Source organism: Pseudomonas sp. BR20, assembly GCF_050780135.1.
Taxonomy (GTDB): domain Bacteria; phylum Pseudomonadota; class Gammaproteobacteria; order Pseudomonadales; family Pseudomonadaceae; genus Aquipseudomonas.
The window spans coordinates 3,889,189-3,910,423 of sequence record NZ_CP172012.1 but is presented as its reverse complement, the minus strand read 5'-3'; the positions used below and the strand labels follow the sequence as shown (position 1 = coordinate 3,910,423).

Here is a 21,235-nt window from a genome sequence, read left to right as displayed (position 1 = left end):
CTCCTGTTCAGAGACGGGGCTCGTCGTTGGTTTCAAACACTGGCCTGCGTTGCTTGGGGGCCATGCGCTTGCTGGCGAGCACCACCAGCGCTTGATAGGCCGCCGGCAGGCAACGGGCGAGCAGGTCGAGGAAATACGCGTCGCGGCCAATCAGCACACGACGCTTGTTCTTGCGTACGCCTTGCAGGATCACCTTGGCGGCCTGGTCGGCGTCGGTGATGAAGAGTTTTTCGAAGTCGGCGCGGGCCTGTTGTTCGCTGTGGATCAGGAAGCCGGTCATGTTCGCGTCGATACGGCTGCTGCGACAGATATCGGTGCGAATACCGCCCGGGTGTACACAGGTGGCCGAGACGCCGCAGCGTTGCAGGTCCAGTTCCTGGCGCAGGGCTTCGGTAAAGCCGCGCACGGCGAATTTGGTCGCGTTGTAACCGCTCATGCCGGGCTGGGCAAACAGGCCGAATACACTGGAGGTGTTGATCACATGGCCTTCGCCGCTGGCCTTGAGGTGTGGCAGGAACGCCTTGGTGCCATGGACCACGCCCCAGAAATTGATGCCGACGATCCATTCCAGGTCGGCGTAGTCCACGCCTTCGACGGTACTCGACAGGGCCACGCCTGCGTTGTTGAACACCAGGTTGACCTGGCCATGCTCGGCCACGCAGCGCGCCGCCCAAGCCTCCATGGCCTGGCGGTCGGCAACATCCAGCACCTGGGTGGTGACCGTCACCGGCGCCAGGGTTGAGGACTTGATCAGTACCAGGGTTTGCTCCAGGCCCTGGGCGTTTTTGTCCGCCAGTGCCAGGTGGCAACCTTCGCGCGCGAGTGCCAGGGCCAATGCGCGGCCCATGCCGGACGCCGCGCCGGTAATCGCCGCCACGCGGCCGTTGAATGACTTCATGAGAGGCTGCCTTCTGCGCTGGAGTGGGGCGCCGCTTCCGGACGGAGCGGGGTATTGAGGGGCAACAGGTCGACCACATAGTCCTTGAGTGCAAACTGCCGGGTGACCCGCTTGAAGCGCCATGTCGACGCGGGCCACAGGGTGGTGTTCTTGCCGGTACGTGGGTCCAGGTACCAGCTCTGGCAACCGCCGGTGTTCCAGATGGTGCGCTTGAGTTTGTCTTGCAATTGACGGTTATAGGCCTGTTCCACCGTCGGTTTGACGTCCACCGTGGCGATGCGATGGCGCTGCATCTGCCTGAGCGCGTCGAGGATGTAGGTCACCTGCGCCTCGATCATCAGAATCATCGAGTTATGGCCCAGGCCGGTGTTGGGCCCGATGATCAGAAACAGGTTGGGATAGCCCGGCACTGTGGTGCCCTTATAGGCGTGTGCACCGTCGCGCCAGGTGTCCATCAGGTCCACGCCGTCGCGACCGATGATGCAGTCGCGGGGCAGCGGGTCGGTGGCCTGGAAGCCGGTGCCGAAGATCAGGCAATCAGCCGGATGCTTGAGGCCGTCGGCGGTGATCACGCCGTCGGCTTCGATGCGCAGCACCGGCTCGGTGACCACCTCGACATTGCTGCGCGACAGCGCCGGGTAGTAGTCATTGGAGATCAGCACGCGCTTGCAGCCGATGGTGTAGTTCGGCGTCAGGGTCTTGCGCAGGGAAGGGCGGGCCACCTGTTTGTGCAGGTGGCGTAGGGCGATTTTCTGTACCATTTTCATCAGGCGCGGGTGCAGGGAAAAGCCCACCACGCGGCCTTCCAGGGCCCAGTAAAAGGCAGCGCGCACCAGGCGCTGGGTGAAAGGCAGGTGCTTGAACATCCAACGTTCGAAGGACGAAATGGCTCGGTCGGGCTTGGGCATGATCCACGGCGGGGTACGTTGGAACAGGTCCAGGTGGGCCACCTGCGGCGCGATCTGCGGCACGAATTGAATGGCACTGGCACCGGTGCCGATCACCGCCACGCGCTTGCCTTTCAAGGCGTACGCGTGATCCCACTGCTGGGAGTGGAAACGCTTGCCCTTGAAGTTCTCCAGCCCCGGTATGTCCGGCAGCGCCGGACGCGACAGCCCGCCCATCCCGGATACCAGCACCCGCGCGCTCACCTGGCGACCATCGCTGAAGTTCAACTGCCAGCGCTGTTGCTGGTCGTCGAACACCGCGCGCTCAAGACCCATGCCGAAGCGCAGGTACGGCGCCAACCCGAAGCGCGCAGCGCAGTGTTCCAGGTAGGCGCGGATTTCCGCTTGCGGCGCGAACTGCCGAGTCCAGTCCGGGTTGGACGCAAAGGAAAACGAATACACATGGGACTGCACATCGCAGGCACAACCTGGGTAATGGTTGTCCCGCCAGGTGCCGCCGAGGGTATCGGCCTGCTCGGCGATAAAGAAGTGGGTGAACCCCGCTTCCTTGAGCTTGATGGCCATGCACAGGCCGGCAAAGCCAGAGCCGATGATGGCGATGTCGATGAAATCACTGTGGGCATTCATAGGCGGTCCTTCGTGGGCATCGGATGTGCTCCTGTTTTTGTTTTGTCTTTTAGATAGAACACCATTGCAAAGAAAAATTGAATTAATTATTTTAAAAAAGATTTTAAATAATCTACCTGAAAATAGCGCCTACGCTAGGAACTTGTGCCTTGTGTGCGACTTGTCCGACGGACGAGCGTGGTACGCACGCCGTCAGGTCCAGGGTGTGGACGTTGGCCGAGGCCTTGATCAATTCCGGTCAGGTCGCCGGCAACAGGGAAGCTGAGGACCGAGCTATGGCTGTGGAGTGGGTTGCCGCTGCGGCGGGTGTGAGTGCGGTGCTATGGGGTTTCAGCGCCTGGATGACACGGCGCATCGAAGCCGCTGTTCCAATCAACGGGCGCTTCGTAGAGGTGGATGGCGAGCGCTTTCATTATGTGGAAGAGGGCAAGGGCCCACCCCTGGTGATGATTCACGGGCTGATGGGCAGCAGTCGCAACCTGACCTATGCCTTGTCCGGCCAGTTGCGTGAGCACTTTCGGGTGATCACCCTCGACCGATCCGGGTCGGGTTATTCCACGCGGCATAAAGGTACCGCTGCGGACTTGCCGGCCCAGGCACGGCAAGTCGCGGCCTTCATCAACCAGCTGGGCCTGGACAAGCCTGTGGTGCTGGGGCATTCCCTCGGCGGCGCGATTTCCCTGGCCCTGGCCCTCGATCATCCCGAGGCTGTATCGGGCCTGGTACTGGTGGCACCGTTGACCCATCCCCAACCCATGTTGCCGCTGGTGTTCTGGTCGCTGGCGGTACGACCGGCCTGGTTGCGACGCTTTGTTGCCAACACCCTGACCGTGCCCATGGGCTTGTTGACCCGACGTTCCGTGGTCAAGGGCGTGTTTGCGCCGGACGCAGCTCCCGCGGATTTCGCCACCCGGGGCGGCGGCTTGCTGGGGATGCGCCCCGACAACTTTTACGCTGCCTCCAGCGAGATTGCGTTGGTCAACGACTGCCTGCCCGGGATGGTCAAGCGCTACCCCCAACTGACCCTGCCCATCGGCCTGATCTATGGCGCGCGGGACAAGGTGCTGGACTTTCGCACCCATGGCCAGGCCCTCGCCGATAAAGTGCCAGGCCTCAAGTTGCAAGTGGTGGAAGGGCGCGGCCACATGCTGCCGATCACCGCCACGGCGCGGGTGGTCGAGGCCGTATTGCACGTGGCCAAGCGCGTGCGCCCAGTGGAAACGGCCACGGTCTTGCATCCGCCCTTTGCCTTGGCGAACAAATAATCGTGGCCCTCATTGTGAGGTCGAGCGTTGCTAATGCCTGCCCTAGAGACCTGACTAAACGGCTGAAAAAGAGACTGCTCGGTCACGCCAAAAAGGCTTCGAAAAAGTAGTTGACGACCTAACGGTTCCGCGTTATTTATTTAAAAAAATATTTCAATATTTATTTTGAAATGATTTTTGAAATGCCTAAGAGCGAATAAAAATGAAAAAAACGTCTTTTATCGCATGGTTGATTTCCCGGAGCATCCAGTGCTCCCTGAACCTGTTTTCCACCTGCCTGTCACGGAGGCTGCCATGAACCAGACTCTGGCAGCGCCAAGCGTTTGGACCGACGGCAAACGCCACCTGTGGTGGTTGGGCATCATGCCGTTGGCTACCCCTCTGTTGTCCGGCGCACTCGCCATTACCACCGGCATTCAACAACTGTGGTGGGTCGGTGTACTGGTGATCTTTGGCCTGATCCCCCTGATCGACGGCCTGCTCGGCGAAGACGTCAGCAACCCGCCCGAATCTGCCGTCAACCACCTTGAATCCCAAAGCTACTACCGCTGGATCGTCTACACCGGTGTGCTGTTCGTCATCTCGTCGGTAGTGATTACCGGATGGCTGGCCGCCGGCGGCATCGACTGGATCATCCAGGGCGGCCTGTTGCATGCCACCGCCAACCTTGAGCCTTCCAGCTGGCTGGCCCACGCCGCCGGTTACATCACCGACCGTACGCAACTGCATGGCGAACCGAGTTGGTTCACCTATCTGGGCATGGCCATGTCGACCGGCGCCGCCACCGGCATCGCCATCAACACGGCCCATGAACTGGGGCACAAGCCCAATGCCCTGGAAGTGTTCCTGGCCAAGGTCACTCTGGCGCCGACGTTCTACGGGCACTTCTACACCGAACACAACCGTGGCCATCACGTGCGCGTCGCGACGCCGGAAGACCCGGCCAGCTCGCGGCTGGGTGAAAGTTTCTGGGCCTTCCTGCCGCGCTCGGTGTGGTTCAGCGCACATTCGGCCTGGAACCTGGAACGCGAGCGCCTGCGCAAAATCGGCCTGCCGGCCTGGCACTGGAAAAACGCTGTACTCAGTGCCTGGATGTACAGCGTCGTGTTGTGGGGCGCCATGATTGCCTGGCTGGGGGCAGCGGTGATTCCGTTCCTGGTTATCCAGGGCGTCTACGGCTTCTCGTTGCTGGAAGTGGTGAACTATGTGGAGCACTACGGCCTTAAACGCCAGAAGTTGCCCAACGGTCGTTATGAGCGGTGTTCGCCTCGGCACTCCTGGAACAGTAATCGGATTGTCACCAATATCTTTCTGTTCCAGTTGCAGCGGCATTCCGATCACCATGCCAACCCCACCCGTAGTTATCAGTCGTTGCGTCATTTTGATGAATCGCCACAACTGCCTTATGGCTACGCGAGCATGATTGTCTGGGCCTATGTGCCGTACTTGTGGCGGAGGCGCATGGATCATCGAGTCCTTAATCATTATGCCGGGGATATAACCCTGACCAATCTTCAACCTTCACAGCGTTTGAAGTACTTGGAAAAGTACAGCGGCAGTGCCAAGCCGTTTTGATCTGAAATAACACTTAGTTTTTGTTGTGTGCTCGGGGCCTGATTGCCGCGCAGGATTTTATCGCCCAGAGAAAGTGCTTTGACCCGAACAAAAATAATTAAAGGGAAGGACGTACACCATGCAAGCACCTGCCAAGTTCACCACCCATATCGTATTGGCCGCGCTGGGCTTGATCGCCTATCACCAGGCCCAGGCCGCACGTATCGAACCGGCCGGCAGCGCGTTTACCGCCCAAGGCCCGATCAGCTTCTCCAAAGGCGCGCTGATCAGTGCCGACTGCACCATCAAGGTCGCCGGCAAAGTGGCGCCTGACGGTACCTCGGTCAATGTCGACAAAGTCGAATTCGACGGCGGCCTCAAATGCAGCCGGGTCGAAGCCATCAACTTGCCGTGGATTCTGGTCGCCAAAGATACCAAGAGCGGTTCCATGTCGAAGATCAGCGTCGATGTTCACGCCTTCGGCCTGGGCGGCAAGTGCGGGCCTTCTACCGCCGATGGCACCTGGGATAACGCCACCGGCAAGTTGGAAGCCGCCAATGTACCGATTGGCGAAGACTGCAAGATCAAGACGGTGTCGATCAAGATGCCGCCAAACTTCAAAGTTGTTGAATAACGTGCTGCGGTAATTGAATTGAAATTTGGCTGGAAAGGGAAGTTCTGCAGTTTCACCGTGACCTCTCGTTCATGGCCATTACCCCCTGGCGAATGACTCGCCATTACATGTGAGGAAAAACAATGAAAAGCTTGAAAACCCTCGTTTGTGCAACTTCTTTTGCTCTGTGCTTCGGCGCTGTTTCGATGGCCAATGCGGCGACCATTGCACCTGCCGGTGCCGCTTTTACCACGGCGGGCTCCATCACCGTAAAGTCGCCGGCGTCCCTGAATATCCCGGTCACTTGCAACATTATCTTCACCGGCACCGTGGCTAGTGGTGGTGCAGGTGCCTCGATTACCGGCGCCACGGTCAGCGGTTCCAACCCGCTGTGCGGTGTTCCGGTGTTGAGCAACCTGCCATGGCCGCTGACCGTCGCTGGCACGGGGCCTGATGCGTTCACCGGCACTGTTTCGGGTGTGAAATTCAAAATCTCGTCCGACTGCAGCTCTACGCCGGTGAGCATCGCGGTCAACTGGAAGAACTCCACCAACACGCTGGGCATTTCCACGCCTCAACCCGTGGGCGCTTGCTCAATTACTGCCCTCACCGCCGTTCCAACTCCGGCGTTTACCGTTAGCCCATAAGTACGCTGAGTACTTGACGTGATGATCACACGTTGAAACAGGCAGGTGCCTCGCAAGAGGCACTTGCTGAGGTAAGCCGGGTTCGTAAAAAAAACGATGTCGGTGCTTAACAACTTGAAGGAGTGGGGCATGAATAATAAGAAAGCACACGCACGCACGTTAATGAGTCTGGCCGTTATCGGCGGCCTGATGGTTATAACTGGCAGTGCGCAAGCCGGCGGGTTCTCTACTCCGACGTTCGGGGCGGAAGGCTGGGGCCGCGCATTCGGTGGTGGTTCGATGTTCAAAGATGATCCGTCATCGGCCTATAACAACCCGGCGGCGATGGCGTTCATTGATCACAATATTTCGCAGCTCAACATTGACTACGCGCGGATCAATATCCACTACAAGGGTACCGCCAAAGACTATGCGGGCAACCCCACTTCGACAACGACCGTTGACCCCGATACCTTTGCATTCAATTCCGTGCCCCGCGAAGGTGATGGAGGACAAGGCGGTTTCACCGCATGGGTGCCGACTGGGTTCATGGTCATGCCCATCGGTGACCGTTTCGCCTTTGGTCTCAGCCAGGTTGTGCCGATGGGCGCGCGTACCACTTGGGACAATGACTGGAAAGGAAGGGATTTCGCGGTTGACACGCGTATCGAAACCGTTGGCTTGACGGGGTCGCTTTCGTTCAAGGTCAACGATGAGTTTTCCATCGGCGGTGGCGCGATTGTTCAGCACACCAAAGGGTTCGTCAGCCAGAACGTTGACCTCTATGCCGCCGCTGCACTTGCTCCGAATTCGATTCCATTCCCTGCGGGCATAGGCTATTCGTTGATGCGAGTCAAAGTCGACAATACCTCGGTGGGCTGGTTTGCCGGCCTGGCCTGGAAGCCAACCCCACAAGACACCCTGGGGTTGAACTACCACGCCAAGATCAAGAACAAACTCGAAGGCAAATACAACATCTACGCTGACGAAGGCTCCAAGGGCCTGATCGAGGGGGGATTGCCGGGCATTTTGTATCCAGGTCTGAACCTTCAGATGAACGGTAAAGCCAGCGCCCAATTGGACGTTCCTGCCAGCGCAGCGATCGATTGGGTTCACCAGTTCAATGATCGTTTTACCCTCGGTGCCAGTGTCTTGTGGACCCAATGGTCTTCATTCAAAAACCTGACCTTGAAGTCTGAGGGTTCGACCATCGTCGCCATCCCTTACAACTACAAGGATGTCTGGATGGTCTCCCTCGGCGGCGACTACAAGCTCACCGATGATTTCACGTTGCGCGCCGGTGTGGCGACGGACCAGACGCCTACCCGTAACTCTACCCGCGACCCTCGTATCCCGGATGGCGACCGGATCTTCACCTCGCTGGGCTTCGGTTACAAAATCAGGGCTATTCCAGGTCTGGGCATCGACGGTTCCTACTCCCACCAGTTTGTGGAAAAGGCCAAGTTGAAAACCCAGAACCAGGATCGTCTTGGGGGTGCAACTCTGGACGGCAAGGCCGATGCCTATGGCGATGTCGTGAGCCTGGGGGTCACCTACAACTTCTGATCCTGCGTCACGCCATGCCGCTGAGAAACCCGCAGTCAGCGCATCTTTCTGCAGGTTTCACACCGGTAGCGCAACGAGCGGGTCGCCCACGCGGCCCGTTCCGATATTCGTTCAATACGCATTGATTCGGCTGACAGGTTCAGCCACCCATTTTTTCGCCCAAGCATTAAATAAAAATTTCAAAACAAAATTTGAATTTAGCTTTCCAAGTTTGTAGTGTGGCTTTACGCCGCAGGTCAATCCGACCTTCCGCACGTAAACCACGCCCTGAATCGAGTAGAGGTATCCCCATGGTTATCTGGTTATTGGTGGGTTTCGCAGCTGCGATTGCCCTGGCGTATCGACAAGCCGCTGCCACCCTGTGGTTGGGCGCTGGCCTGGTCTGGTTGGCGATTGGTTACCTGTTCAACGTGGTGGCGGCTTTTGGTGCCACCGTCGCGGCGGTGCTGGTGGTGTTACCGGCTTTGCTGATGACCCTCAAACCGCTGCGCCGCACGTTGTTGACCAGCAAGGCCCTCGGCCTGTTTCGCACGATCATGCCGGCGATGTCCGACACCGAACGTGCCGCGATAGAGTCCGGCACCGTGTGGTGGGACGCCGAGCTGTTCAGCGGCAAGCCCGACTGGCAGCGCCTGCTGCAAGCCGCCCCGGCGAGCCTCAGCGCCGAGGAACAAGCCTTCCTCGACAATGAAGTGGAAACCCTGTGCGACATCGCCAACGACTGGGAAACCACCCAGGTCTGGCAGGACATGTCCCCCGAAGGTTGGCAGTACACCAAGGATGCCGGCTTCCTAGGCATGATCATTCCCAAGCAGTACGGCGGCAAAGGCTTCTCCCACTATGCGCACTCGCAGGTGGTGATGAAGCTCTCGACGCGCTGCTCGGCGGCGGCGATTTCGGTGATGGTGCCCAACTCCCTGGGCCCGGCCGAGTTGCTGTTGCACTACGGCACCGACGCCCAGCGCAATTACTACCTGCCGCGCTTGGCCCGTGGCGAAGACATCCCGTGCTTTGCCCTGACCAGCCCGTATGCGGGCTCCGATGCCGGGGCGATTCCCGATCTGGGCATCGTCTGCAAAGGCACCCATGAAGGCCAGGAAGTGCTGGGCTTTCGCGTGACCTGGGACAAGCGCTATATCACCCTGGGGCCGATCGCCACGGTGCTCGGTTTGGCGTTTCGTGCCGAAGATCCGGACGGTTTACTGGGGCCAAAAGGTTCCCTGGGCATCACCTGCGCCCTGATTCCTACCTCCCATCCAGGCGTGAACAGCGGCCGTCGCCACTGGCCGCTCAATGCGGTGTTCCAGAACGGTCCGACCACCGGCAAGGATGTGTTCATCCCGCTGGAATGGGTCATCGGTGGCCGCGAGCAAGTGGGCAATGGCTGGCGCATGTTGATGGAATGCCTGGCCGCCGGCCGCGCGATTTCCCTGCCGTCGGCCAACGTCGGCCTCGGCAAGGTCGCGGTGCGCGGTACCACGGCCTATGCGGCGATGCGCAAACAGTTCGGCCTGCCCATCGGCAAGTTCGAAGGCGTGCAGGCGCCGCTGGCGCGCATGGCCGGGCACCTGTATGCCTGCGATGCGGTGCGCAAGGTCTCGGTGGCGTCCCTGGATGCGGGTGAGAAACCCTCGGTGATCTCGGCCATCGCCAAGTACCACGTCACCGAACGCGCGCGGATGATCGTCAACGACGGCATGGACATTGTTGCCGGCAAGGGCATCTGCATGGGCCCCAATAACTTCCTCGCCCGCGCCTACCAGCAAAGCCCCATCGCCATTACGGTGGAAGGCGCGAACATCATGACGCGCTGCCTGATCATCTATGGCCAGGGCTTGATCCGCTGCCATCCCTATGTATTTCGGGAAATGGAGGCCGCCCGCAACCCGGATCGGCGCAAGGCGTTGGAGGAATTCGACAGCGCGATGTTCGGTCATGTGAGCTTTGTGCTGGCCAACACCGTACGCGCGGCGGTGCATTCTCTGACCGGCGGGCGGCTGATTTCCGCACCGGCCAAGACCGACCCGGCTCTGGCAACCTACTATCGCCAGGCCAATCGTCTGTCGGTGGTGTTGGCACTGGTCTCGGATATTTCCATGGGCGTGCTGGGCGGTGCCCTCAAGCGCAAGGAAAGTATCACCGGGCGTTTGGGCGATATTCTGTCGCAGCTGTACATCCTGTCCTGCGTGCTCAAGCGCTTTGAGGACGACGGCCGGCCCCAGACAGACCTGCCGCTGGTGCATTGGGCGGCACAGGACGCGTTGCTGCGTGCCCATGAAGCCCTCGCCGAAGTGCTGGATAACTACCCCTCCACAGCGGCGGCTGCGGTGCTGCGAGGCTTGACGTTCCCGTTCGGTATCCCGCTGCGCAAACCCTCGGACCACCTGCTGGCCCAGGTGGCCGATGTGGTGCAGACCCCCGGCGAAACCCGCGACCGCCTGCTGGCCAATTCCTACATTCCGCGCCCGGAAATCGACAAGCTGGCCTATGGCGAACTGGGCTTCCGCCTGTTGCCGCAGGTGGAGTTGATCGACGCCCGACTCAAACCGGCCATCAAGCAAGGCCTGCTCGAACCGATGCCGATCTCCACCACGGCCTTTACCCCCTGGCGCGTCAAGGCGCGGGCGCTGGACCTGATCAGCGACGACGAAGACGCCTTGCTGGCGCGTTATGTGGAATACGCCGACCACGCTATCCAGGTGGATGACTTCCCCCAGGACTTCGGTTTGCTGGAGGCGTTGCAGCAGCGCAAGCAGGCGTTGGAGCCGGCGCCCAAACGCCGCAGCAGCCAAAGCGAAAACGCCTCGGTCAACTAGGACAAACGCGGTCAATGTGGGAGGGGGCGTGCTCCCGATAGCAATCCATCAGTCACCGACTCATTGGTTGAACCACTGCTATCGGGAGCAAGCCCCCTCCCACATTGGATCGGGTTTACAAGGTCAGAATGTGTTGTGAGTGAATGCGGATATGAGTGACAGCTACCTATCGTTCGTCAATTCCCCCTGGGGCCGTCGCCTGGCCCAGGCGGTGGGCTTGCCTCAGCCCGTGCCGTTGCAGCGCCATCGCAGTGGCCAGGCAGGCCTGGCCAACCCGGTGATTGTCGCCGGGGCAGGGCGCCTGGTTGCGCAGGTGCAACAGGTGTTCAGCGCCACCGACACGGTCACCGCCACCCCGGCGACGCTCAAGGCGCCGTCCACGGTCAAGGTGCAGGGCGCAGTGTTCGATGCCAGCGCTGTGGTCGACTTGAAACAGTTGGATGAGCTGTACGAATTCTTCCACGCCAACGCCAAACGCCTTGGCCAGCACGGTCGGGTGGTGGTGTTGGGCACGGCGCCCGAACACTGCGCGAACGTGCCCCAGGCCATCGCCCAGCGTGCCCTCGAAGGGCTGGTGCGCTCGCTGGCCAAGGAGCTGCGCCGGGCGATCACCGTGCAGTTGTTGTACGTGGCGCCGGGTGCGGAAAACGCGCTGGACAGCAGCCTGCGTTTCTTCCTGTCGCGCCGTTCGGCCTACGTCTCCGGGCAGGTGGTGCGCCTGGAAAAACCCGTGGATGGTCATGTCAGCGTCAATTGGGACAAACCCTTCGCCGGCCGACGCGCGCTGGTCACCGGCGCTTCCCGTGGCATCGGCCTGGCGATTGCCCAGGTACTCGCCCGCGACGGCGCCCATGTGGTCTGCGTGGACGTGCCCCAGGCCCAGGCATCGCTGCAACAGGCGGCCGCCAGTGTGGACGGTTCGGCGCTGCCATTGGACATCACGGCGGCGGACGCCGCTGTACAGCTTCAAGCCCACGTCAGCCAATACGGCGCCTTCGACGTGGTAGTGCACAACGCCGGGATTACCCGCGACAAGACCATCGCCAAGATGACGGAGGCGGCCTGGCGCAGCGTGCTGGCGGTCAACCTCGAAGCACCGTTGAACCTGAGCAACGCCCTGTTGGAATGCCAGGGCCTTAACCCCGGTGGGCGCATCGTGTGCGTGTCGTCGATCTCCGGCATTGCCGGCAACCTCGGGCAAAGCAACTACGCCACCTCCAAGGCCGGCGTGATTGGCCTGGTGCAAGGTCTGGCGCCGCATGCGGCGGCGGCCCAGGTCACGGTGAATGCCGTAGCGCCGGGGTTTATCGAGACCCAGATGACCGCAAAAATCCCGCTGATGATTCGCGAGGCGGGGCGGCGCATGAACTCGATGTCCCAAGGCGGGCAGCCGATCGATGTGGCCGAAACCATTGCCTGGCTGGCGCACCCGGCGTCGGGCGGGGTCAACGGCCAAGTCGTGCGGGTGTGCGGCCAAAGCCTGCTGGGAGCCTGAGCCATGGACTACGTGACGCAGATCATCGACCCACCGCCATCACGCACGCGCCTGTTGCTGGACGGCGTGCGTGGCTTGCGCAAGCCCAAGTTCGACGGCGCACCGCTGTTGCCCAAGGAGCGCCTGGTGCGCTCGGCGGTGGAGTTGTCCGCCGCCGGTATCGCCGCTTATGGCCGTGCCTGTGGCTTTCGCCGCGAGCAGGGTGTGCCGTTGTCCTACCCCCATGTGCTGGCGTTCCCGCTGCACCTGATGCTGCTGACCCGTCCGAGTTTTCCTTACCCGGCCAGCGGCATGGTGCACCTGGCCAACCGCATCCGGCAGCACCAGCGCCTGCATGAAGGCCAGGCGCTGCGCCTGGAAGTTTTTTGCGAACGCTGGGTGGCCCATGCCAAGGGCCAGGCGCTGAGCATCGCCACCCGTGCCTACAGCAGCGGCACCCTGGTGTGGGAAAGCGACAGCCTGTACCTGCGCCGCGAGGTCAAAAGTCCCGTCGGCGAGCCGTGGGAGGACGCGCTGGCGTTGCAGGAGGAAGGCCTGGTGCGCACCCAGCGCTGGGTGTTGCCGGCCGATCTGGGGCGGCGCTTCGCCAAGGTCTCGGGGGACTTCAACCCGATCCACACCTCACTGATCGGCGCCAGGCTCTTCGGCTTTCGCCGCGCCATCGCCCATGGCATGTGGACCCTCGGCCGCGCATTGGCCGCGCAACAACCACCCGGTGGCCTGGATCAGGCCCAAGCCCATTGCGACTTCAAACTGCCGATCTTTTTGCCCGGCCAGGTCGCCCTGTGGCAACACCCCGTGAGCGGCCCGCGCCGCGAATTCGAAGTGCGCAATTTCGCCGGCGACAAACCGCATATGCGCGGGCTATTTGTCTGGAATGAGAGCCCTACATGAGTGACTACAGCTTCAATCCGGCCCCGACCCGCCGCGTGGCGATTATCGGCGGCAACCGCATCCCGTTTGCCCGTTCCAACACGGTGTACGCCCACGACAGCAACCAGGACCTGTTGGTGGCGGCGCTGCAAGGCCTGGTCGACCGTTACAACCTGCACGGCCAGCGCCTGGGCGAGTTCGCCGCCGGCGCGGTGATCAAGCATTCGCGGGATTTCAACCTGGCGCGTGAGTCGCTGTTGTCGACCACCTTGTCCCCGCAGACCCCGGCCTACGATGTGCAGCAAGCCTGCGGCACCGGCCTGGAAGCAGCCTTGCTGGTGTCGAACAAAATCGCCCTCGGCCAGATCGAGGTGGGCATCGCCGGTGGCGCCGACACCACCTCCGACGCGCCCATCGGCATCAATGAATCCCTGCGCCACACCTTGCTCGCTGCCAACCGCGCCAAGGGCATGGGCGACACGTTGAAGGCGCTGCTGAAGGTGCGCCCGTCGATGTTGTTCAAGCCGCTGTTGCCGCGCAATGGCGAGCCGCGCACCGGCTTGTCCATGGGCGAGCATTGCGAGGCAATGGCCCAGCGCTGGCAGATCAAGCGCCTGGCCCAGGATGAGCTGACCCTCACCAGCCACCAGCGCCTGGATGCCGCCTATCAGCGCGGTTTCTTCGACGACCTGATCAGCCCCCATCGCGGCCTGGCGCGGGACAACAACCTGCGCGCCGACGCCAGCCTGGAGAAACTCGCCGGGCTGTCCCCGGCCTACGATCGCCAGCACGGCACCCTCACGGCGGGCAATTCCACGCCACTGACGGATGGCGCCTCGGTGGTGCTGTTGGCCAGCGAAGAGTGGGCGACCGCCAATGGCTGGCCGGTGTTGGCCTACCTGCGCACGGGCGAGACGGCGGCGGTGAATTTTGTCGACGGCAGCGAAGGCCTGTTGATGGCGCCGGCCTATGCGGTACCACGCATGCTCAAGCGTGAAGGGCTGAGTTTCGCCGACTTCGATTTCTTCGAGATCCACGAAGCGTTTGCCGCCCAGGTGCTGTGCACGCTCAAGGCCTGGGAAGACGCCGATTACTGCCGCGAACGGCTCGGCCTGGACGCGTCACTGGGGGCCATCGACCGCGCCAAAATGAACGTCAACGGCGGCTCCCTCGGCTGCGGTCACCCGTTTGCCGCCACCGGTGGCCGGCAATTGGCGGCGCTGGCCAAGGCCATTCACGAGCGGGGCGGCGGTCGTGGCCTGATATCCATCTGCGCGGCGGGCGGGCTGGGCATTACCGCCATCGTCGAAAAGTAGCGCCAACAAAAACAACAACAAGGAGACTGCCATGAACGCTATCAGCCTGGAACACACCGAACGGGTCTGGTTGAACGCTTACCTGCCCGGCGTCCCGGCAGACATCGATGCCGCTATCGAGGACTACCCGTCGCTGCGCGAGGTGTTCCTGGAACACCTGGAGAAATTTCGCGAGCGGGTGGCCTACGTCAGCATCGGCACCGAAATGACCTACGCCGACTGGCAGGTGCAAGGCATTGCGTTTGCCGCCTGGCTGCAGGGCCAGGGCGTGAAGAAGGGCGACCGCGTGGCGCTGATGATGCCCAACTGCTTGCAGTACCCGATCTGCCTGCTGGGCACCATCCTGGCCGGCGCGGTGGTGGTCAACGTCAACCCGTTGTACACCTCCCACGAGCTCAAGCACCTGCTCAAGGACAGCGGCGCCGAAACCGTGGTGATCTTCGAAAACTTCGCCCACACCCTGGAAAAAGTCATTGCCGGCAGCCGCGTCAAGCGCGTGGTGGTGGCCGCCATCGGCGACTTGCTTGGCACCTTCAAGGGCGCGGCGATGAACTTCATCCTGCGCCGCGTGCAAAAGCAGGTGCCGGCCTTCAACCTGAGGGGCTCGGTGCGTTTCAACCAAGTGCTGAAACAGGGCCGCACGCTCAACCACCTCCCGGTGGACATGCACCTCGACGACCTGGCCTTCCTGCAATACACCGGCGGCACCACGGGGGATGCCAAGGGCGTGATGCTCAGTCATCGCAACATCATCGCCAACCTGTTGCAGGCCAAGGCCTGGGTCGGCGATCAACTGGACCAGGACAAGCAGGAAACCAACGTCACCTTGCTGCCGCTGTACCACATCTTCTCGCTGACGGTGAATTGCCTGATGTTCATGTGCCTGGGTGGGCGCAACATCCTCATCGCCAACCCCCGGGATGTGAAACGGGTGCAGATGATCCTGCGCAAGGAGCGCTTCAATGGCATTGCCGGGGTTAATACGCTGTTCAACGGCCTGCTGGAGAACAAGGAGTTCTGTGCGCGGGACTTTTCCGACCTGCGCATGGTGATTGCCGGCGGCATGGCCACGCACACGGCGGTGGCCAAGCGCTGGAAGGAAGTCACCGGGCTGCCGATCATCGAAGGCTACGGCCTCACCGAATGCTCGCCGGTAGTGAGCATCAGCCCGATCAACATTGCGCGCATGCGCGAAATGGAATTCACCGGCAGCATCGGCGTTCCTTTACCGTCGACTTGGGTGCGGTTTATGCGTGAAGACGGCGAACTGGCCGATATCGGCGAGCAGGGCGAACTGCAAGTGCGCGGCCCGCAGGTGATGCAGGGGTACTGGCAGCGGCCGAAGGAAACCGCCGAGGTGCTGGATGCCGAGGGGTGGCTGTCGACCGGTGATATCGGCGTGATGGACGAACGTGGCTATATCCGCCTGGTGGACCGCAAGAAAGACATGATCCTGGTCTCGGGCTTCAACGTGTACCCCAATGAAATCGAAGACGTGGTGGCGCTGCACCCGGGCGTCGGTGAAGTGGCGGCCATTGGGGTGGAAGATGGCGTGACGGGGGAAAAGGTCAAGATCATCGTGGTGCGCAAGGACCCGAACCTGACCCAGGAGCAGATCCTCGCCCATTGCCGGGAATACCTGACGGGTTACAAGGTGCCCAGATATGTGGAGTTTCGCACTACCGAGTTGCCCAAGACCACTGTGGGTAAAGTACTGCGCCGAGCCTTGCGCTGATTTAAAGGTGTGTAGGTGATCTAAATGTGGGAGGGAGCAAGCCCCCTCCCACATGTTCAGAGCGAGTTCACGTTGACCCAGCGTTCTTCCTGGGCAGCCACACGAATCGCCGTCGCCAACCGCTCCACTTCCCACGCGGCTTCAAAGTCGGTGCCATCCGCGCCTTGCCCCGTCACGGCCATGATCAACTCCTGCACCTCCAGGGTCTTCAGCTCGTTGTACCCCAACTGATGCCCCGCCGCCGGGCTGAAGGCCGCGTAGCCGGGCAGGGCAGGGCCGGCCAGCAAACGCTGGAAACCGTCCTGGCCGACACGGCACAGGCGCAGTTCATTCAAGCGCTCCTGATCGAACGCCAACGTGCCCTTGGTGCCGCTGATCTCGAAACTCAGGTGGTTCTTGTAACCATGCTTGAGCCAACTGCTGCTCACCGTACCGCGCGCACCGTTGGCGAAGCGCAGCAGGGCGTGTACCTGGTCATCCACGGCGATGGCTTTCTGCTCGGCGCTGCCGTTGACGGCCGGGCGTTGGGCGTGGACGGTCTGGGTGTCGGCGCATACGCCGGTCACATCGCCCACCAGGTAACGCGCCATTGCCAGCAAGTGGCTGCCCAGGTCCGCCAGGGCGCCACCGGCGTGCCCCACTTCACAACGCCACGACCACGGTGACGCCGGGTCGGCCATGAAGTCTTCACTGAACTCGCCCTGGAAGCTGATGATGTCGCCGAGGTCACCCTCGGCAATCAGTTGCCGCGCCAGGCCGATCATCGGGTTGTGCTGGTAGTTGTAGCCGACCCGCGTCACCACCCCGGCTTTGCGGGCGGCTTGGCGCATGGCATCGGCCTGCTCCAGACTGACCGCCAGGGGTTTTTCGCAGTACACCGCCTTGCCCGCTGCAATGGCCGCCATCGCCATGGGAAAGTGCAGGTGGTTCGGTGTGGTGATGGCCACCACATCCACGGCAGGGTCGTCGATCAGCGCCTGCCAGTCGCCGTGGGCCTGGGCAAACCCCCAGGCCGTGGCACAGCGCTGGGCGCGCTCGGTGTCGGCATCGGCCAGCGCGGCCAGCTTGAGGTGTACCGGCAGTTCAAATACCGCCCGGGCATTGTTGAATGCCAGGGCGTGGGCGCGGCCCATGAAGCCTGTGCCGATCAAGCCGATTCCGAGTTCACGCATAGCCGTGGTCCTTTGGATTATTGTTTTCAGGAGGGCTATTAATGGAATAAAAATTCAAATAATTCAATAGATGGAATAAAAATTCATTAATCAGCCTGGCTAATACCCTCCTATTCAGGCATGGCCAAACGCCGTCAGTTAACAAAAGATAACGTAGCACCGATTGTCAGACGATTCGAAAGCCCGATAGGATGGCCCCTGCTTCCTCCAGGCGCTCTAGATTGCAGGTTTCAGGGCCCGGGAAGGCGAGACGACCTAACAATAATAAATGGGAGAAAGGTCTATGAGTGAGCCTGTCATGGGTTGGGTTGTTTGCCGCCCACGCGCCGCACGCAGGGTTGCGTTGCTGGCCGCAGCGCTCTCGCTGTTTGGGACTGTCGCGTTGCCGACTGTCGTCCAGGCCGCCAGCGATACCCCTTTTGCGATTGAATCCCCCAAGGCCGCCAAAGGCCTGATGATCGATGTCGTCCACGCCGGCAAGCGCCTGGTGGCGGTCGGTGATCGCGGGCACATCCTCTATTCCGATGACCAGGGCAACACCTGGACCCAAGCCAAAGTCCCCACCCAGCAGTTGCTCACGGCGGTGTATTTCGTCGATGACAAGCAGGGCTGGGCGGTTGGCCATGATGCGCAAATCCTCGCCAGTACCGACGGCGGCGCCACCTGGACCCAGCAATACCAGGACCTCAAGCGTGAATCCCCGCTGCTCGACATCTGGTTCAACGACGCCAGCCACGGCCTGGCCGTGGGCGCCTACGGGGCGCTGATCGAGACCACCGACGGCGGCAAGACCTGGAACGACGTCAGCGACCGCCTCGACAATGAAGACCAGTTCCACCTCAACGCTATTGCCCGGATCAAGGACGCCGGCCTGTTTATCGTCGGCGAGCAGGGCAGCATGTTCCGCTCCAGCGACGACGGCCAGACCTGGGAAAAACTCGAAGGCCCCTACGAGGGCTCGCTGTTTGGCGTGATCAGCACCGCACAACCTCAAACCCTGCTGGCCTACGGCTTGCGCGGCAACCTTTACCGTTCCACGGATTTCGGCAGCACCTGGGAACAGGTCGAACTGAATGCCGCACGCGGCGCATTGGAGTTCGGTTTGTCGGGGGCGACGTTGCTCGAAGACGGCGCCATCGTTGTCGTCGGCAATGGCGGCAGCGTGGTGGTCAGCCATGACGACGGCGAGACCTTCAGCGTGTTCAATCGCCCGGACCGCATTTCGTTGTCGGCCGTCACGGCGGCAGGCAATGGCAACTTGATTCTGGTCGGGCAGGGTGGTGTTCGCGTCGCCACACCCACTGGCGCCGAACCGACACAACAATAAGAAGGCGGGGAACGCATGAGCAGTCATCACAACGATAAAGCGACCTTTCTTGAGCGCCTGATCTTCAACAACCGCCCGGCAGTCATCGTGATCTGCCTGTTGGTGAGCATTTTCCTGTTCTGGCAGGCGACGTTGATTCGCCCGTCCACCAGCTTTGAAAAGATGATCCCGCTCAAGCACCCCTTCATCGAAAAGATGATGGAACACCGCAACGACCTCGCCAACCTGGGCAACACGGTGCGTATCTCGGTGGAGGCCAAGGACGGTGACATCTTCACTCAGTCATACATGGAGACCCTAAGGCAGATCAACGACGAGGTGTTCTACATCTCCGGCGTCGATCGTTCGGGCCTCAAGTCGCTGTGGAGCCCCAGCGTACGCTGGACCGAAGTGACCGAAGAAGGCTTTGCCGGCGGTGAAGTGATCCCGCAGAGCTACAACGGCTCGCCGCAAAGCCTCGATCAACTGCGCAACAACGTGCTCAAGTCCGGCCAGGTGGGGCGTCTGGTGGCCAACGATTTCAAGTCGAGTATCGTCGACATCCCGCTGCTGGAGTCCTACCCGGACCCGCAGGACCAGGGTAAGTTGCTGGCCCTGGATTACCGCAAGTTTTCCCATGAACTCGAAGACAAGATCCGCGACAAGTTCGAAGCCCAGAACCCCAACGTCAAGATCCACATCGTCGGCTTCGCCAAGAAGGTCGGCGACCTGATCGACGGCCTGGTGATGGTTGTGCTGTTCTTCGGCGTTGCGTTCGTGATCACCCTGGTTCTATTGCTGTGGTTCACCAACTGCCTGCGCAGCACCATTGCGGTGTTGAGCACCACACTGGTGGCGGTGGTCTGGCAACTCGGCCTGATGCACTTCTTCGGCTTCGGGCTGGATCCGTATTCGATGCTGGTGCCGTTCCTGATCTTCGCCATCGGGATTTCCCACGGTGTGCAGAAGATCAACGGTATCGCCCTGCAATCCAGCGAGGCAGACAACGCGCTGACCGCCGCGCGGCGGACTTTCCGGCAACTGTTCCTGCCAGGGATGATCGCGATCCTCGCGGACGCCGTGGGCTTTATCACGCTGCTGATCATCGATATCGGCGTAATCCGCGAACTGGCCATTGGCGCGTCCATCGGCGTGGCGGTGATCGTGTTCACCAACCTGATCCTGCTGCCGGTGGCGATTTCCTATGCGGGCATCAGCAAGCGTGCCATCGCCCGCAGCAAGAAGGACGCGCACCGCGAACATCCGTTCTGGCGCCTGCTGTCGAAGTTCGCCAGCGCCAAAGTGGCGCCGGTGTCGGTCTTGCTGGCGCTGGTGGCGTTTGGCGGCGGCCTCTGGTACAGCCAGAACCTGAAGATCGGTGACCTCGACCAGGGCGCCCCGGAACTGCGTCCCGACTCGCGCTACAACAAAGACAACAACTTCATCATCAGCAACTACTCCACCAGTTCCGACGTGCTGGTGGTGATGGTCAAGACCAAGGCCGAAGGCTGCTCGCGCTATGACGCCATGGCGCCCATCGACCAGTTGATGTGGAAAATGCAGAACACCGAAGGAGTGCAGTCGGCGATCTCGCTGGTGACCGTGTCCAAGCAGATGATCAAGGGCATGAACGAGGGCAACCTCAAGTGGGAAACCCTGTCGCGTAACCCCGACGTGCTGAACAACTCCATCGCCCGTGCCGATGGCCTGTACAACAACAATTGCTCACTGGCGCCGGTGCTGGTGTTCCTCAACGACCACAAGGCCGAAACCCTCGACCGCGCGGTGCATGCGGTGCAGGACTTCGCCAAGGAGAACAACAAGGACGGCCTGGAATTCATCCTCGCCGCCGGTAACGCCGGGATCGAGGCGGCCACCAACGAGGTGATCAAGGAGTCGGAACTGACCATCCTGATCCTGGTGTACCTGTGCGTGGCGACCATGTGCATGATCACCTTCCGTTCCTGGGCAGCGACCCTGTGCATCGTGCTGCCGCTGGTGCTGACCTCGGTGCTGGGCAACGCGCTGATGGCGTTCATGGGCATCGGCGTCAAGGTCGCGACCTTGCCGGTGGTGGCCCTGGGCGTGGGGATCGGCGTGGACTACGGCATCTACATCTACAGCCGCCTGGAAAGCTTCCTGCGGGCAGGTTTGCCGTTGCAGGAAGCCTATTACCAGACCCTCAAGTCCACCGGTAAAGCCGTGCTGTTCACCGGTTTGTGCCTGGCCATCGGCGTGTGCACCTGGATCTTCTCGGCCATCAAGTTCCAGGCCGACATGGGCCTGATGCTCACCTTCATGCTGCTGTGGAACATGTTCGGTGCACTGTGGCTGCTGCCGGCACTCGCGCGTTTCCTGATCAAGCCCGAGAAGCTGGCGGGGCAGAAGGGCAACTCGTTGTTTGCCCACTAAAGCCTGGGTAAAAAACAATCTCCATGCCCGTTACGGTGAGCGGGCTCGCCACA

At 61.3% G+C, this 21,235-nt stretch carries 15 protein-coding genes; 12 read left to right on the top strand and 3 right to left on the bottom strand.

Annotated elements, in window-relative coordinates:
- Nucleotides 1–7: 7 nt before the first annotated feature.
- Both ACHPFG_RS17980 and ACHPFG_RS17975 read right to left on the bottom strand, forming a co-directional pair.
- Entirely contained in the window at nucleotides 8–898 is an 891-nt protein-coding gene (locus tag ACHPFG_RS17980) for an SDR family NAD(P)-dependent oxidoreductase (RefSeq protein WP_431700026.1), read from the bottom strand.
- The gene (locus tag ACHPFG_RS17975; protein WP_431700025.1) at nucleotides 895–2,433 is read right to left on the bottom strand and encodes a flavin-containing monooxygenase; all 1,539 of its coding nucleotides are present in this window, start codon (nucleotides 2,431–2,433) and stop codon (nucleotides 895–897) included. The genes ACHPFG_RS17980 and ACHPFG_RS17975 overlap by 4 nt, the downstream gene beginning before the upstream one ends.
- Nucleotides 2,434–2,708: 275 nt before the next feature.
- Between ACHPFG_RS17975 and ACHPFG_RS17970 the strand changes: the two genes are divergently transcribed.
- From ACHPFG_RS17970 to ACHPFG_RS17925, 10 genes are all read left to right on the top strand, one after another.
- Nucleotides 2,709–3,698, top strand: coding sequence for an alpha/beta fold hydrolase (locus tag ACHPFG_RS17970; protein WP_431700024.1), 990 nt, complete (start codon nucleotides 2,709–2,711; stop codon nucleotides 3,696–3,698).
- Between the two features lie 294 nt (nucleotides 3,699–3,992).
- A complete protein-coding gene (locus ACHPFG_RS17965; protein ID WP_431700023.1) occupies nucleotides 3,993–5,273 on the top strand; it encodes an alkane 1-monooxygenase in 1,281 nt (426 codons plus the stop codon).
- Between the two features lie 118 nt (nucleotides 5,274–5,391).
- Nucleotides 5,392–5,886 carry an alkane oxidation protein activator PraA gene (praA, locus tag ACHPFG_RS17960; protein ID WP_431700022.1) on the top strand — a complete coding sequence of 165 codons (495 nt, stop codon included), beginning with the start codon at nucleotides 5,392–5,394 and terminating at the stop codon, nucleotides 5,884–5,886.
- A 122-nt stretch (nucleotides 5,887–6,008) separates the two neighbouring features.
- Nucleotides 6,009–6,512, top strand: a complete 504-nt coding sequence (gene praB / locus ACHPFG_RS17955) for an alkane oxidation protein activator PraB (RefSeq protein WP_431700021.1) — start codon at nucleotides 6,009–6,011, stop codon at nucleotides 6,510–6,512.
- A gap of 129 nt (nucleotides 6,513–6,641) precedes the next feature.
- Complete coding sequence (locus tag ACHPFG_RS17950) at nucleotides 6,642–8,057, top strand: outer membrane protein transport protein (RefSeq protein ID WP_431703490.1); 1,416 nt, start codon at nucleotides 6,642–6,644, stop codon at nucleotides 8,055–8,057.
- A gap of 290 nt (nucleotides 8,058–8,347) precedes the next feature.
- On the top strand, nucleotides 8,348–10,873 hold the full coding sequence (locus tag ACHPFG_RS17945) for an acyl-CoA dehydrogenase (protein ID WP_431700020.1): 2,526 nt from the start codon (nucleotides 8,348–8,350) through the stop codon (nucleotides 10,871–10,873).
- A gap of 151 nt (nucleotides 10,874–11,024) precedes the next feature.
- Nucleotides 11,025–12,368 (top strand): 3-oxoacyl-ACP reductase, encoded by a 1,344-nt coding sequence (locus ACHPFG_RS17940; RefSeq protein WP_431700019.1) that lies wholly within the window; start codon nucleotides 11,025–11,027, stop codon nucleotides 12,366–12,368.
- Nucleotides 12,369–12,371: 3 nt separating this feature from the next.
- Nucleotides 12,372–13,262: a MaoC/PaaZ C-terminal domain-containing protein gene (locus ACHPFG_RS17935; protein ID WP_431700018.1), complete on the top strand. Its 891-nt coding sequence runs from the start codon at nucleotides 12,372–12,374 to the stop codon at nucleotides 13,260–13,262.
- A complete protein-coding gene (locus ACHPFG_RS17930) occupies nucleotides 13,259–14,557 on the top strand; it encodes an acetyl-CoA C-acetyltransferase (RefSeq protein WP_431700017.1) in 1,299 nt (432 codons plus the stop codon). The genes ACHPFG_RS17935 and ACHPFG_RS17930 overlap by 4 nt, the downstream gene beginning before the upstream one ends.
- 31 nt (nucleotides 14,558–14,588) lie before the next feature.
- Nucleotides 14,589–16,292, top strand: coding sequence for an AMP-binding protein (locus ACHPFG_RS17925; protein WP_431700016.1), 1,704 nt, complete (start codon nucleotides 14,589–14,591; stop codon nucleotides 16,290–16,292).
- 56 nt (nucleotides 16,293–16,348) lie between these two features.
- On the opposite strand, the gene ACHPFG_RS17920 is transcribed toward ACHPFG_RS17925, so the two are convergent.
- Complete coding sequence (locus tag ACHPFG_RS17920; RefSeq protein ID WP_340054143.1) at nucleotides 16,349–17,464, bottom strand: Gfo/Idh/MocA family protein; 1,116 nt, start codon at nucleotides 17,462–17,464, stop codon at nucleotides 16,349–16,351.
- A 298-nt stretch (nucleotides 17,465–17,762) separates the two neighbouring features.
- Between ACHPFG_RS17920 and ACHPFG_RS17915 the strand changes: the two genes are divergently transcribed.
- Together ACHPFG_RS17915 and ACHPFG_RS17910 are read left to right on the top strand one after the other, a co-directional pair.
- Entirely contained in the window at nucleotides 17,763–18,791 is a 1,029-nt protein-coding gene (locus tag ACHPFG_RS17915) for a WD40/YVTN/BNR-like repeat-containing protein (protein WP_431703489.1), read from the top strand.
- 15 nt (nucleotides 18,792–18,806) lie between these two features.
- Nucleotides 18,807–21,182: an efflux RND transporter permease subunit gene (locus tag ACHPFG_RS17910; protein ID WP_131700569.1), complete on the top strand. Its 2,376-nt coding sequence runs from the start codon at nucleotides 18,807–18,809 to the stop codon at nucleotides 21,180–21,182.
- The last annotated feature ends 53 nt before the right edge of the window (nucleotides 21,183–21,235 follow it).

Bases quoted from the DNA above. Each gene is read 5' to 3' on its own strand.
- ACHPFG_RS17980 (WP_431700026.1), bottom strand. From the start codon at position 898: ATGAAGTCATTCAACGGCCGCGTGGCGGCGATTACCGGCGCGGCGTCC.
- ACHPFG_RS17975 (WP_431700025.1), bottom strand. From the start codon at position 2,433: ATGAATGCCCACAGTGATTTCATCGACATCGCCATCATCGGCTCTGGC.
- ACHPFG_RS17970 (WP_431700024.1), top strand. From the start codon at position 2,709: ATGGCTGTGGAGTGGGTTGCCGCTGCGGCGGGTGTGAGTGCGGTGCTA.
- ACHPFG_RS17965 (WP_431700023.1), top strand. From the start codon at position 3,993: ATGAACCAGACTCTGGCAGCGCCAAGCGTTTGGACCGACGGCAAACGC.
- praA (WP_431700022.1), top strand. From the start codon at position 5,392: ATGCAAGCACCTGCCAAGTTCACCACCCATATCGTATTGGCCGCGCTG.
- praB (WP_431700021.1), top strand. From the start codon at position 6,009: ATGAAAAGCTTGAAAACCCTCGTTTGTGCAACTTCTTTTGCTCTGTGC.
- ACHPFG_RS17950 (WP_431703490.1), top strand. From the start codon at position 6,642: ATGAATAATAAGAAAGCACACGCACGCACGTTAATGAGTCTGGCCGTT.
- ACHPFG_RS17945 (WP_431700020.1), top strand. From the start codon at position 8,348: ATGGTTATCTGGTTATTGGTGGGTTTCGCAGCTGCGATTGCCCTGGCG.
- ACHPFG_RS17940 (WP_431700019.1), top strand. From the start codon at position 11,025: ATGAGTGACAGCTACCTATCGTTCGTCAATTCCCCCTGGGGCCGTCGC.
- ACHPFG_RS17935 (WP_431700018.1), top strand. From the start codon at position 12,372: ATGGACTACGTGACGCAGATCATCGACCCACCGCCATCACGCACGCGC.
- ACHPFG_RS17930 (WP_431700017.1), top strand. From the start codon at position 13,259: ATGAGTGACTACAGCTTCAATCCGGCCCCGACCCGCCGCGTGGCGATT.
- ACHPFG_RS17925 (WP_431700016.1), top strand. From the start codon at position 14,589: ATGAACGCTATCAGCCTGGAACACACCGAACGGGTCTGGTTGAACGCT.
- ACHPFG_RS17920 (WP_340054143.1), bottom strand. From the start codon at position 17,464: ATGCGTGAACTCGGAATCGGCTTGATCGGCACAGGCTTCATGGGCCGC.
- ACHPFG_RS17915 (WP_431703489.1), top strand. From the start codon at position 17,763: ATGGGTTGGGTTGTTTGCCGCCCACGCGCCGCACGCAGGGTTGCGTTG.
- ACHPFG_RS17910 (WP_131700569.1), top strand. From the start codon at position 18,807: ATGAGCAGTCATCACAACGATAAAGCGACCTTTCTTGAGCGCCTGATC.